Raw genomic sequence first — 12804 nt, 5'->3', positions numbered from 1 at the left:
TTCCCCTCCAAACGATTGCGACCTAGGCTCTAGGAAAGGGCCTGGAGGTCTCGCTGGGGTGGCCTGCCCGACCACTCGTTGTATGTTTAAACAAAATACTGCCACTAAAAAGGCTTGTTTTCTATCTGATAGTGAATAATCTTGTAATTCCAACAACAAAACCGTTTCAGTGAAGCCCCCTTTGTGCCACAGGCCTCACTCGAACCGCCAGAGGTAATGCCATGACCCTTCGCATCGCCATCAATGGATTCGGCCGCATTGGGCGTAATGTCCTCCGCGCACTGTATACCCAAGGCTACCGTCAGGACCTGCAGGTCGTCGCCATCAACGACCTGGGCGACAGCGCCATGAACGCCCATCTGCTCAAGTACGACAGCGTGCACGGCACCTTCGACGCCAGCGTCGAAGCCGATCATGAAAGCCTGACGGTCAATGGTGACCGCATCGCAGTCAGTGCCATCCGCAACCCGGCCGAACTGCCCTGGAAGGCCGAAGCGATCGACGTGGTGTTCGAATGCACCGGGCTGTTCACCGAACGCGCCAAGGCCGCCGCACACCTCGCCGCCGGGGCTGGCAAAGTGATCGTCTCGGCCCCAGCCAAGGGCGCGGATGCCACCGTGGTGTACGGGGTCAACCACGACGTGCTGCGCGCTTCGCACCAGATCATTTCCAATGCCTCCTGCACCACCAACTGCCTGGCGCCCATCGCCCAGGTGCTGCACCGCGAGTTCGGCATCGAGCAGGGCCTGATGACCACCATCCATGCCTACACCAACGACCAGGTACTGACCGACGTCTACCACAGCGACCCCTACCGTGCGCGCTCGGCCACCCAGTCGATGATCCCGAGCAAGACCGGCGCCGCCGAAGCCGTGGGCCTGGTGCTGCCGGAGCTGGCCGGCAAGCTGACCGGCATGGCGGTACGGGTACCGGTGATCAACGTGTCGCTGGTGGACCTCACCGTCAACCTCAAGCGCGAGGCCAGTGCCGACGAGGTCAACCAACTGTTCCTGGAAGCCAGCCGACATTCCAGAGTATTGGGCTACAACGCATTGCCTTTGGTTTCCTGTGATTTCAACCACAACCCGTTATCGTCGATCTTCGATGCCAACCATACCCGGGCCAATGGGCGGATGCTCAAGGTGCTGGCCTGGTATGACAATGAATGGGGCTTCTCCAACCGGATGCTGGATAACTGCCTGGCGTTGTGCAGCGTCCGGTAACCCAGCGGCATACGTTTCTCTGTAGAAGCAGCCTTGTGCTGCGAAGAGGCCGGTACAGCCCAGCATTTTCGGGGCGTCTACCGGCCTCTTCGCAGCACAAGGCTGCTCCTACAACGCGATGCGCTAGGTGTAATCACAATCTTTACCATTTCTAAACACTTCCAGACTTGACCTTTGGTACAGATGATAAGCATTATCATTAACCTTTCGTCGGCCAGGTCCCCCCGTGAGTCAGTCCCGGTTCAACTCCGTCTTCCTCGTCCAGCGCCTCACCCTGCTGCGCACCCTGCAACGCATGGTGGGCAACCCCAGCACGGCCGAGGACCTGCTGCAGGAAACCTACCTGCGGGTGTCCCGTGCCTTGAGTGAGCGGCCCATCGAGCATATCGAACCCTTCGTGTTCCAGACTGCGCGCAACCTGGCCCTCGACCACCTGCGCGCACGCCGGGTGCAAGCACGCATGCTGGTCGATGACGTGCCCGACGAGGTGCTGCACAGCATTGCCGCCCCTGCCAGCAGCAGCGAAGACGCCGCCCACGCCGAGCAGTTGCTCGAGCACCTCAGCGTCAGCCTCAACCAACTCAGCGAGCGCCAACAGCGCATCTTCATCCTCAGCCGCCTGCATGGCGCCACCTACCTGGAAATCGCCGAGCAATTGAACGTCTCGGCCAGCACGGTTCAGAAGGAGCTGAAACTGATCATGGCGATCTGCATGGGCGTCGCCGACCGCCTCAAGTGAAGCGACCACCGGCCCGCCAGGCAACGCAAAGCGCTTGCCACACCCCGCCTTAGCCTTGATCATTCGTGAATAACCCTTTCAAGGATTCACCGTGACCAACCACCCCGCCCCTCGCCCGACACCTGCCGGGCCCAATGCCCGTGCCCGTGCCAGGGACGAGGCGCTGGACTGGCTGGTACGCCTGCAATGCGCCGATGCACAGGACACCCAAGCCTTCGAAGCGTGGCTCAGCGCCGCACCGGAAAACGCCGAAGCCTACGTTGAAGCAGAAGCGCTGTGGAATGGCGTGCCGCTGCACCAGGCTGCCGTGCAACTGCATCAGGGCCAGCGTCGGTCCTTGCGCGGGCGCCTGCGCAGCCACTGGAAGCCCTTGGCCACCGCGGCAGTGCTGCTGGTTGGCCTGTTCACCCTCGGCAACCTGCCCATGCGCCTGCAGGCCGACCACCTGACCGTGGTCGGTGAGCGCCAGCGCCTGCAGCTGGACGACGGCGCAAAAGTACTGCTCAACACCAATTCGGCGTTTGCCAGCGACCTGCGCGAAGGGCGTCAGGTGGCCCGTCTGCTCCAGGGCGAGGCCTACTTCCAGGTCCCGGAGGGCGGGCAAGCGCCGCTTGAAGTGCAGGCCGGCCCTTTGCGCGCTCAGGTGCGTGATACCGACTTTGCCGTGCGTTACCTGGACGGCGAAGCCCAGGTGCGGGTCCAGCGCGGTGACGTTGACCTGCAGGCGGCCAGCGACCAGCGCATCCGCCTCAGTGCCGGCGACAGCATCAGCGTCGGCCCCCAGGGCTTTGGCCAGCGCCAGCGCGCAGACATGCAAAAGGACCTGGCCTGGGTTGATGGCCGCCTGGTGTTCGAGAATTGCCCGTTGAGCCAGGTGCTGGCCGAGGTCAGGCGCTACTACCCGGGCTGGATCATCAACCGTAACGCCGACCTCGAGGACGTCGCGGTGACCGGCAACTATCGCCTCGACCAACCGTTGGAAACCCTGCGTGCCTTGGCCCACATCACCTCTGCCCGGCTGCATGAATACCCTGCGGTGGTCATCCTCAACTGAGTGACCGCTGCATCCCTTGCCTGCGCGATAAATTATTTTTACGCGATCGCGCTACCCCGCCCGTCTCGTTATAGCCAATGCAACTGATTCTTGTTTGAAAACAAGAACGGTCATCACCTATAACAGTTCGCGCGTCTGGGAGCGCTTTCGATGTCCACAGGTCCAACTCGCCCGTCCACTCTTTCCCGCCGTACAGGGCAATTGTCCCTGCTGAGCCTGGCCCTGCTCGCCTGCGGCGCCTGCAGCCTGCCGGCCCTGGCCGCCGAACCTGCCCAGGCCAGCAGCCCGCGCATGGGCGACTATCGCTTCAGCATCGGCCAGCAGCCGCTGGTCTCGGCCATCAATGCCTTCAGCCAGGTGACCGGCTGGCAAGTCGGTTTCAGTGCCGAGCTGGCCGATAACGTGGCCTCGCCAGGGGTGCAAGGTGCGCTGCCACCGGACGCTGCGCTCAAGCGCCTGCTCAAGGGCACCGGCCTTGGCTATCGCAAGATCAGTAACGGCAATGTGGTGCTCGAACGCCAGACCACAGGCAATGTCATCGCCCTGCAGCAGGTGACCGTCAGCGCCACCCGCAGCGCCCAGGACGTCAGCCAGGTGCCGAGCACCGTCAGCGTGCAGACCCGCGAGCAACTGGACCGGCAGAACGTCAACAACATCCAGGACCTGGTGCGTTACGAGCCGGGGGTTTCGGTGGCGGGCACCGGCCAACGCAGCGGCCTGAACGGTTACAACATCCGCGGCATCGACGGTGAGCGGATCCTCACCCAGATCGACGGCGTGTCGATCCCCGACAGCTTCTTCTACGGGCCTTACGCCCAAACCCAGCGTAACTATGTCGACCCCGAAATCGTCAAGCGCGTGGAGATCCTGCGCGGCCCGGCGTCGGTGCTGTACGGCAGCAACGCCATCGGCGGTGCGGTGAGCTACTTCACCCTCGACCCAGACGACATCATCAAACCCGGCAAAGATGTCGGCGCCCGCTTGAAGACCGGTTACAGCTCGGCCGACGAAAGCTGGCTGACCTCCGCCACGGTTGCCGGCCGCCAGGGCGACGTCGATGGCTTGCTGCACCTGAGCCAGCGCAACGGCCACGAGACCGAATCGTACGGTGGCCACAGCGGTGACGGCCTGGCCCGCACCGAAGCCAACCCGCAGGACGCACGCACCACCAACGTGTTGGCCAAGCTGGGCTGGAACTACGCCGACGACGCACGCCTGGGGTTCACCTACGAGCGTTACAAGGATGACCGCGACCAGAATATTCTCAGTGCGGTGGGTGGGCCGTTCATCGGTGGCACCACCGCGATGGGGTTCTACAAGGCGCGTAACGGCAACGACACCATCACCCGCGAGCGCTTCGGCATCAACCATGAATTTGGCCTGGACTCGCGGGTTGCCGATCACATGAAGTGGAGCCTGAACTACCAAATCGCCAAAACCGACCAGCGCACCGAGGAAGTCTACGCACCACCTGGCCGTCAGGTTCTGCGCACCCGCGACACCACCTACAAAGACCGCCAGTGGGTGTTCGATGCCCAGCTGGACAAGGCCTTCAGCATCGGTGCTACCGACCATTTGCTGACCTATGGCACCACCCTCAAGCACGAGAAAGTCACCGGTTCGCGCAGTGGCACCGGCACCTGCCTGGCGGTTGGCTCAGGTTGCAGCGCCGCCGGTGCAGACCGCCCGGCAGACGGCCAGGCCCTGGTCAGCGACTTCCCGGACCCGACCGTGAACACCTACAGCCTGTTCGTCCAGGACGAAATCCGCTGGAACAACTGGACCTTCCTGCCCGGCGCCCGCTACGACTACACGCACATGGAGCCCACGTTCACCGACGCCTTCCTGCGTGGCCTGGAGTCTACCGGCACGGCGCCTACCTCCCAGGACGACTCGGACAAGAAGTGGCACCGCGTCTCGCCCAAATTCGGCCTGACCTACGCCTTCAACGACAACTACACCTGGTACGGCCAGTACGCCGAAGGCTTCCGCACCCCGACCGCCAAGTCCATGTACGGCCGCTTCCAGAACCTGGAGCAAGGCTACCGCGTAGAGGGCAACCCGGGGCTTGAGCCTGAGAAGAGCAAAAGCTACGAAACCGGCCTGCGCGGCAACTTCGACGCCGGCAACTTCGATGTGGCGGTGTACTACAACAAGTACCGCGACTTCATCGACGAAGACGCCGTGCAAAGCGCCAACCTGGAGCAAACCTTCCAGGCCAACAACATCAAGCACGCCACCATCAAGGGCGCCGAGGTCAAGGGTCGCCTGAACCTGGAACACTTCGGTGCGCCGCAAGGCCTGTACACCCAGGGCTCGATTGCCTACACCTACGGCCGCAACGATGACACCGGTCAGCCATTGAACACCGTCAACCCGCTGAAGGGCGTGTTCGGCCTGGGTTACGAGCAGCAGAACTACGGCGGCCTGTTGAGCTGGACGCTGGTCAAGCGCAAGACCCGCGTGGACGACACCCACTTCTACGCACCCGACGGTTCGAGCAGCAAGTTCCGCACCCCCGGCTATGGTGTGCTGGACCTGACCGGCTTCTACAAGGTGACCGACGACGTCACCATCAACGCCGGCCTGTACAACCTTGCCGACAAGAAGTACTGGCAATGGGATTCGGTACGCAGCTACGACGGCCAGGGTGAAGCGGCTGTGACCCAGCCGGCCAACATGGACCGCCTGACCATGCCGGGGCGTAACTTTGGCATCAATGTGGTGTGGGATATCTGATCGCTTGGGTAGGCCTCGAGTGTTGCAGTGCTTGAGATCGAGCGCCGCTTGCGCGGCGTTTCGCAGCACAAGGCTGCTCCAACATTTTTTCGGGCCAATTACTCCTGAGGTAAGGGCGCGCGCAAACAAGTGTAGGAGCAGCCTTGTGCTGCGAAGCGCCGCGCAAGCGGCGCTCGATCTCAAAGGCGCTACAAACACTCAAGGCCCACACCCGAAAACCCCAGTTTTTTTACTGTCCCGCCCCCGCTATTTCGTCTTGTCTCTAGACGCCCCCTTTTTCCAAGGACTGCCCCCATGACCGAACGCCCAGCCCTGCGCTCCCAGCGCCTCAACCAGATCACCCACGCCCCGCACGCCGAGCTGGATGCCCTGGTCAAGTCCCACGCGCCCTTCGACAGCCGTGAAAGCTTCGCCCGCTTCGTGGTCGCCCAGTACCTGTTCCAGTCCGAACTCAAGGCCTTGTACACCGACCCGCAACTGATCGCCATCGTCCCCGACCTGGCCGAGCGCTGCCGCGCCGAGCAGGCTCGCCTGGACCTCGCCGACCTCGACACCGAAGTGCCCGGCCCAGTGCCCGGTGCGGTACAAAATCCGAGCCTGGGCGAAGCCATGGGCTGGATCTTCGTCTCCGAAGGCTCCAAACTGGGCGCTGCGTTTCTGATCAAGCGGGCCGTGGCCTTGGAACTGTCCGACAGCTTTGGCGCTCGCCACCTGGGCGAACCGGCCGGCGGCCGTGCTGAAGGCTGGAAACAGTTCACCCGTATCCTCGATGGCCTGGCACTGTCGGCCGACGAAGAGGCCGCCGCCGAACGCGGCGCAATCGCGGCCTTCGAGCGCTTCACCGAGCTGCTCAAACACGCCTATGCCGCGGATGCCGCGTTGGTCTGACACGCTATGCCCGGCCACCCCACCGGTGGCCGAACCGTTTTTTGCAGTGAGACCATGACCCGACCTGCCCGCTCGAAAATCGCCCGCCTGCTGTATGGAATCCTGGCTTACGTCAGCTTGGGGATAGGCCTGGTCGCGATCGTCATTCCTGGCCTGCCGACCACCGAGTTCATCTTGCTGGCCGCCTGGGCCGCCACCCGCAGCTCACCGCGCCTTTCTGCCTGGCTGGAGAACCACCGGTTGTTCGGGCCAATTCTGTTCAACTGGCGCAATGGCAAGGTGATCCAGCGCCGGGCCAAGGTCAGTGCGACCCTCAGCATGCTGCTGTGCGCGGGGCTGATGCTGACCTTCTTGGACCATCACTGGCCCGTGTTTCTGGCAATTGGCGGCATGACCCTGGGCAACCTGTGGATCTGGTCGCGCCCAGAACAGGCCTGCCCTACCGGGTCACAAGCTCAGCAACCCTGAATACAGGGCATACGCCGCCAGCGCAGCGCCCGCCAGCACCGCGGCAAAAATCAGCTTCTCCCACGTCGTGAACAGGGTCTGCCCCTGCTCATGCTTGGCCCTGGCGAACAGAATCACCCCGGGGGCATACAACAGTGCCGACAGCAGCAGGTACTTGAGCCCACCGGCATACAGCAGCCACACCGCATACAGCAAGGCAACCGACGCCACCAGCAGGTCTTTGCGCCGCAACGCCGCTTGCCCGGTGTAGGTGTCTGCACGTACCGCCAACAACACCGCATACGCCGCTGACCACAGGTAGGGCACCAGGATCATCGAAGACGCCAGGTAGATCAGGCTGGTGTAAGTCCCGGCCGAAAACAGCGTAATCAGTAAAAAACCCTGGATCATGCAGTTGGTCAACCACAGGGCGTTGGCCGGGACATGGTTGGCGTTTTCCTTGGCCAGAAAGCGCGGCATGGTCTTGTCACGCGCGGTGGCAAACAGGATTTCCGCACACAGCAACGCCCACGAAAGCAACGCGCCGAGCAGCGAAATGGCCAAGCCGATACTGATCAGCAACGCGCCCCACGGGCCGACGATGTGCTCCAGCACCGAGGCCAACGACGGGTTCTGCAACCCGGCAAGCTCCGGTTGGGTCATCACCCCCAGCGACAGCACGTTGACCAGCACCAGCAGCGCCAGCACCCCCAGAAAACCGATTACCGTGGCCTTGCCCACGTCCGAGCGGCGCTGCGCACGCCCGGAATACACACTGGCGCCTTCGATACCGATGAACACGAACACGGTCACCAGCATCATGTTGCGCACCTGGTCCAGCACATTGCCGAACTGCGGGTTGCTCAAGCCCCAGATATCACGGGTGAAGATATCGGCCCGGAACGCGAAGGCCGCGATAACGATGAAGATCAGCAACGGCACCACCTTGGCCACGGTGGTTACCTGGTTGATGAACGCCGCCTCCTTGATCCCGCGCAGTACCAGAAAGTGCACCGCCCACAGCAGCAGCGAAGCGCAGCCGATGGCGATGGGTGTGTTGCCCTCGCCGAACACCGGAAAATAAAACCCCAGCGTACTGAACAGCAACACGAAGTAACCGACGTTGCCGAGCCAGGCACTGATCCAGTACCCCCAGGCCGAAGAAAAGCCCATGTAGTCGCCAAAGCCGGCCTTGGCGTAGGCATACACACCTGAGTCCAGTTCGGGCTTGCGGTTGGCCAGTGTCTGGAACACAAACGCCAAGGCCAGCATGCCAACCGCGGTGATGCCCCAGCCGATCAGCACCGCACCCACATCGGCACGCGCCGCCATGTTCTGCGGCAGCGAGAAGATCCCGCCACCAATCATCGAGCCAACCACCAGTGCGATCAACGCGCCCAAGCGCAGCTTCTGTCCCGGTTCGCTCATGTGCCTCCCTTTTTTCACCCGCTGTCATGCGTTTGAAACAGCCGTGGCGGCCATATAAAAGGCATGACTTATATTAAATGACGCCATAAAAGCTATAGCAGTCATAACTGCTTTGTCTATGCACGCGCTCTGTAAAAAACTAGCAGCTGCCCAGCAACTAGGGAAGAAACTCTTAAAACTCGAAATTCTTGTGAAAAATTTGCGAAAGCCCCAAAAACAGCTAGCTTCAAGCATCGCAGGCCGAACAGAGCGTTTGCTCTAGAAGGACATGGAGGTGCCAGCGCGCAAGGCCTGCAGCAAAGCTGTCGGCACTCTCCAGGAGCCACGTGAAGGATTTTTCCTACTTTACGTGCCCATGAACTGACCCAAGTCAGCCCATGGCGCAGGCGTCGGATTTACTCTGTCGTCAACTTTCTCCTGGCAGGAGTTGTTAAATGTCTGATTCATCCGGAAAATTAAAACTCGGTGCGTTAGTTGCGCTCGTAGTGGGTTCAATGATTGGCGGCGGGATATTCTCGTTGCCACAAAACATGGCGGCCAGCGCGGGCGTTGGTGCCGTGCTGATCGGCTGGGCGATCACCGCGGTCGGCATGCTGACCCTGGCGTTCGTGTTCCAGACGCTGGCCAACCGCAAACCTGACCTGGACGGCGGTGTGTACGCCTACGCCAAAGCCGGTTTCGGTGACTACATGGGCTTCTCGTCGGCCTGGGGTTACTGGATCAGTGCCTGGCTCGGTAACGTCGGTTACTTCGTGCTGCTGTTCAGCACCCTCGGTTACTTCTTCCCGATCTTCGGTGAGGGCAATACCCCCGCCGCGATCATTGGCGCCTCGATCCTACTGTGGGCCGTGCACTTCCTGGTGCTGCGTGGGATCAAGGAAGCAGCGTTCATCAACTTGGTCACCACGGTTGCCAAGATCGTGCCGCTGGTGCTGTTCGCCCTCATCTGCCTGTTCGCCTTCAAACTGGATGTGTTCACCGCCGATATCTGGGGCCTGGGCACTCCGGAGCTGGGCAGCGTGATGAACCAGGTGCGCAACATGATGCTGGTCACCGTCTGGGTGTTCATCGGCATCGAGGGCGCGAGCATCTTCTCGTCACGGGCGGAAAAACGCGCTGACGTGGGCAAGGCCACCGTCATCGGCTTTGTCACCGTGCTGTTGTTCCTGGTGCTGGTCAACGTGCTGTCGCTGGGCATCATGACCCAACCAGAACTGGCCAAGCTGCAGAACCCGTCGATGGCCGCCGTGCTTGAACATGTAGTCGGCCACTGGGGGGCGGTGCTGATCAGCGTCGGCCTGATCATCTCGCTGCTGGGGGCGCTGCTGTCGTGGGTGCTGCTGTGCGCCGAGATCATGTTCGCGGCCGCCAAAGACCACACCATGCCGGAGTTCCTGCGCCGCGAAAACGCCAACCAGGTGCCGGCCAACGCCCTGTGGCTGACCAACGCCATGGTGCAGATTTTCCTGGTCATCACGCTGTTCTCCAGCAGTACCTACCTGTCGCTGATCTACCTCGCCACCTCGATGATCCTGGTGCCTTACCTGTGGTCGGCGGCATATGCCTTCCTGCTGGCACTGCGCAGCGAAACCTACGAGCAAGCCCTGGCCGAACGCAAGAAGGACCTGTTCATCGGCGCCGTCGCCTTGCTGTACGCCATCTGGCTGCTGTACGCCGGCGGCGTGAAGTACCTGCTGCTCTCGGCCCTGCTGTACGCCCCTGGGGCCATCCTGTTCGCCAAGGCCAAGCGCGAGGTTGGCCAACCCATCTTTACCAACGTGGAAAAACTGATCTTCGCGGCCGTGGTCGTCGGCGCCCTGGTGGCAGCCTATGGCCTGTACGACGGCTTCCTGACCCTTTGACCCACGTCTTCGCACACATGGAGGAATGAACAATGTCCGCTGAAAAACAGAAGTACGGTGTCCACTCCGAAGCCGGCAAACTGCGCAAAGTGATGGTCTGCTCCCCTGGGCTGGCCCACAAGCGCCTGACCCCGAGCAACTGCGATGAACTGCTGTTCGACGATGTGATCTGGGTCGACCAGGCCAAGCGCGACCATTTCGACTTTGTCACCAAGATGCGCGAGCGCGGCGTCGATGTGCTGGAAATGCACAACCTGCTGACCGACATCGTGCAGCAACCGGAAGCCCTCAAGTGGATCCTGGACCGCAAGATTACCTCTGACACCGTGGGTGTCGGCCTGACCAACGAGGTGCGTAGCTGGCTCGAAGGGCTGGAACCACGCCACCTGGCGGAGTTCCTGATTGGCGGCGTGGCTGGCCAGGACCTTCCAGTAAGCGAAGGCGCCGAAGTGATCAAGATGTACAACAAGTACCTGGGTCACTCCAGCTTCATTCTGCCGCCGCTGCCCAACACCCAATTCACTCGTGACACCACCTGCTGGATCTACGGTGGTGTAACGCTCAACCCGATGTACTGGCCTGCGCGGCGCCAGGAAACGCTGCTGACCACCGCCATTTACAAGTTCCACAAGGAGTTCACCGGTGCCGACTTCCAGGTCTGGTATGGCGACCCGGACAAGGATCACGGCAATGCCACCCTCGAGGGCGGCGACGTGATGCCAGTCGGCAAGGGTATCGTGCTGATCGGCATGGGAGAGCGCACCTCGCGCCATGCTATCGGCCAACTGGCTCAGAACCTGTTCGAGAAAGGCGCTGCCGAGAAAGTCATCGTCGCTGGCCTGCCCAAGTCCCGCGCAGCGATGCACCTGGACACCGTGTTCAGCTTCTGCGACCGCGACCTGGTAACGGTATTCCCCGAGGTGGTGAAGGAGATCAAACCCTTCATCATCACCCCAGACTCCAGCAAGCCCTATGGCATGAACATCGCGCCGCAGGATGCCTCGTTCCTCGAGGTGGTATCCGAGCAATTGCTGGGTAAGAAAGACAAGCTGCGTGTGGTCGAAACCGGCGGCAACAGCTTTGCCGCCGAGCGCGAACAGTGGGATGACGGCAACAACGTGGTGGCCATCGAGCCGGGCGTGGTCATCGGCTACGACCGCAACACCTACACCAACACCCTGCTGCGCAAGGCCGGTATCGAGGTCATCACCATCAGCGCCGGCGAACTGGGCCGGGGCCGTGGCGGCGGCCACTGCATGACCTGCCCAATCGTGCGCGACCCAATCGACTACTAACGACCATACGCCCGGCCGCGCCCACGAAGCGGCGGCCGGGATGTTTGCCAAACTCAAGGAGAAACTGTCATGGCGTTCAATATTCACAACCGCAACCTGCTCAGCCTCGAACATCACACCACGCGCGAACTGCGCTACCTGCTGGACCTGTCCCGCGACCTCAAGCGCGCCAAGTACACCGGTACCGAGCAGCAGCACCTGAAGGGCAACAACATCGCCCTGATCTTCGAGAAGACCTCGACCCGCACCCGCTGCGCCTTCGAAGTCGCCGCCTATGACCAGGGCGCCAACGTCACCTACATCGACCCCAACTCCTCGCAAATCGGCCACAAAGAAAGCATGAAGGACACCGCCCGCGTGCTCGGGCGCATGTACGATGCCATCGAGTACCGCGGCTTCAAGCAAGAGATCGTCGAGGAGCTGGCCAAGTTCGCTGGCGTGCCCGTGTTCAACGGCCTCACCGATGAATACCACCCGACCCAGATGATCGCCGACGTACTGACCATGCGTGAGCACAGCGACAAGCCGCTGCACGACATCAGCTACGCCTACCTGGGCGATGCCCGCAACAACATGGGCAACTCGCTGCTGCTGATCGGCGCCAAGCTCGGCATGGACGTACGCATCGCCGCGCCCAAGGCGCTGTGGCCACACGACGACCTGGTCGAACGCTGCAAGAAATACGCAGAAGAAAGCGGCGCACGCATTACCCTCACCGAAGACCCGAAAGCGGCGGTCAAGGGCGTGGACTTCGTGCACACCGACGTCTGGGTATCGATGGGCGAGCCGATCGAAGCCTGGGGCGAGCGCATCAAGCAGCTCAAGCCTTACCAGGTGAATGCCGAACTGATGAAGGCCACCGGCAACCCACGGACCAAGTTCATGCACTGCCTGCCGGCCTTCCACAACTCGGACACCAAGGTGGGCAAGCAGATCGCCGAACAGTACCCGGACCTGGCCAACGGTATCGAAGTGACCGATGACGTGTTCGAGTCGCCGGCCTGCATCGCCTTCGAGCAGGCGGAAAACCGCATGCACACGATCAAGGCGATCCTGGTTTCGACCCTGGCTGACCTGTAAGGGCTGACTCGACGGGAGGAACAACCCTGAACCCTGTGGGAGCGGGTTT

10 protein-coding genes are annotated in these 12804 nt (G+C 61.8%); 9 read left to right on the top strand and 1 reads right to left on the bottom strand.

The window, feature by feature from the left end:
* Nucleotides 1-221: 221 nt before the first annotated feature.
* The 6 genes from gap to LOY53_RS05035 all read left to right on the top strand — a co-directional run bounded on the left by gap (nt 222) and on the right by LOY53_RS05035 (nt 7111).
* Nucleotides 222-1223, top strand: coding sequence for a type I glyceraldehyde-3-phosphate dehydrogenase (gene gap / locus LOY53_RS05060; RefSeq protein ID WP_252826857.1), 1002 nt, complete (start codon nt 222-224; stop codon nt 1221-1223).
* Between the two features lie 226 nt (nt 1224-1449).
* Complete coding sequence (locus tag LOY53_RS05055; RefSeq protein WP_027595658.1) at nt 1450-1962, top strand: RNA polymerase sigma factor; 513 nt, start codon at nt 1450-1452, stop codon at nt 1960-1962.
* Nucleotides 1963-2053: 91 nt separating this feature from the next.
* Nucleotides 2054-3016 (top strand): FecR domain-containing protein, encoded by a 963-nt coding sequence (locus LOY53_RS05050; RefSeq protein WP_252826812.1) that lies wholly within the window; start codon nt 2054-2056, stop codon nt 3014-3016.
* Nucleotides 3017-3166: 150 nt separating this feature from the next.
* Complete coding sequence (locus tag LOY53_RS05045) at nt 3167-5755, top strand: TonB-dependent receptor (RefSeq protein WP_258703669.1); 2589 nt, start codon at nt 3167-3169, stop codon at nt 5753-5755.
* Nucleotides 5756-6049: 294 nt separating this feature from the next.
* Nucleotides 6050-6643 carry a biliverdin-producing heme oxygenase gene (locus LOY53_RS05040; protein ID WP_099453037.1) on the top strand — a complete coding sequence of 198 codons (594 nt, stop codon included), beginning with the start codon at nt 6050-6052 and terminating at the stop codon, nt 6641-6643.
* Nucleotides 6644-6697: 54 nt separating this feature from the next.
* A complete protein-coding gene (locus LOY53_RS05035; RefSeq protein WP_099453036.1) occupies nt 6698-7111 on the top strand; it encodes a YbaN family protein in 414 nt (137 codons plus the stop codon).
* Here LOY53_RS05035 and arcD (LOY53_RS05030) read toward each other — a convergent pair.
* Nucleotides 7091-8518 (bottom strand): arginine-ornithine antiporter, encoded by a 1428-nt coding sequence (arcD, locus tag LOY53_RS05030; RefSeq protein WP_252826809.1) that lies wholly within the window; start codon nt 8516-8518, stop codon nt 7091-7093. The genes LOY53_RS05035 and arcD (LOY53_RS05030) overlap by 21 nt on opposite strands.
* Nucleotides 8519-8952: 434 nt before the next feature.
* On the opposite strand from arcD (LOY53_RS05030), the gene arcD (LOY53_RS05025) reads away from it, so the two are divergent.
* The 3 genes from arcD (LOY53_RS05025) (at nt 8953) to LOY53_RS05015 (ending at nt 12755) form a co-directional block, all read left to right on the top strand.
* Nucleotides 8953-10380 carry an arginine-ornithine antiporter gene (gene arcD, locus LOY53_RS05025; RefSeq protein ID WP_027595652.1) on the top strand — a complete coding sequence of 476 codons (1428 nt, stop codon included), beginning with the start codon at nt 8953-8955 and terminating at the stop codon, nt 10378-10380.
* 32 nt (nt 10381-10412) lie between these two features.
* On the top strand, nt 10413-11675 hold the full coding sequence (gene arcA / locus LOY53_RS05020) for an arginine deiminase (protein WP_019471749.1): 1263 nt from the start codon (nt 10413-10415) through the stop codon (nt 11673-11675).
* Nucleotides 11676-11744: 69 nt separating this feature from the next.
* Nucleotides 11745-12755: an ornithine carbamoyltransferase gene (locus LOY53_RS05015; RefSeq protein WP_099453034.1), complete on the top strand. Its 1011-nt coding sequence runs from the start codon at nt 11745-11747 to the stop codon at nt 12753-12755.
* Nucleotides 12756-12804: the final 49 nt, after the last annotated feature.

The sequence above is a fragment of the Pseudomonas sp. B21-031 genome, assembly GCF_024748985.1.
Classification (GTDB): Bacteria; Pseudomonadota; Gammaproteobacteria; order Pseudomonadales; family Pseudomonadaceae; genus Aquipseudomonas; species Aquipseudomonas kermanshahensis.
The sequence above is the reverse complement of the archived record's forward strand: the minus strand, read 5'-3'. Positions and strand labels throughout refer to the sequence as shown.

Bases quoted from the DNA above. Each gene is read 5' to 3' on its own strand.
- gap (WP_252826857.1), top strand. From the start codon at position 222: ATGACCCTTCGCATCGCCATCAATGGATTCGGCCGCATTGGGCGTAAT.
- LOY53_RS05045 (WP_258703669.1), top strand. From the start codon at position 3,167: ATGTCCACAGGTCCAACTCGCCCGTCCACTCTTTCCCGCCGTACAGGG.
- LOY53_RS05040 (WP_099453037.1), top strand. From the start codon at position 6,050: ATGACCGAACGCCCAGCCCTGCGCTCCCAGCGCCTCAACCAGATCACC.
- LOY53_RS05035 (WP_099453036.1), top strand. From the start codon at position 6,698: ATGACCCGACCTGCCCGCTCGAAAATCGCCCGCCTGCTGTATGGAATC.
- arcD (WP_252826809.1), bottom strand. From the start codon at position 8,518: ATGAGCGAACCGGGACAGAAGCTGCGCTTGGGCGCGTTGATCGCACTG.
- arcD (WP_027595652.1), top strand. From the start codon at position 8,953: ATGTCTGATTCATCCGGAAAATTAAAACTCGGTGCGTTAGTTGCGCTC.
- arcA (WP_019471749.1), top strand. From the start codon at position 10,413: ATGTCCGCTGAAAAACAGAAGTACGGTGTCCACTCCGAAGCCGGCAAA.
- LOY53_RS05015 (WP_099453034.1), top strand. From the start codon at position 11,745: ATGGCGTTCAATATTCACAACCGCAACCTGCTCAGCCTCGAACATCAC.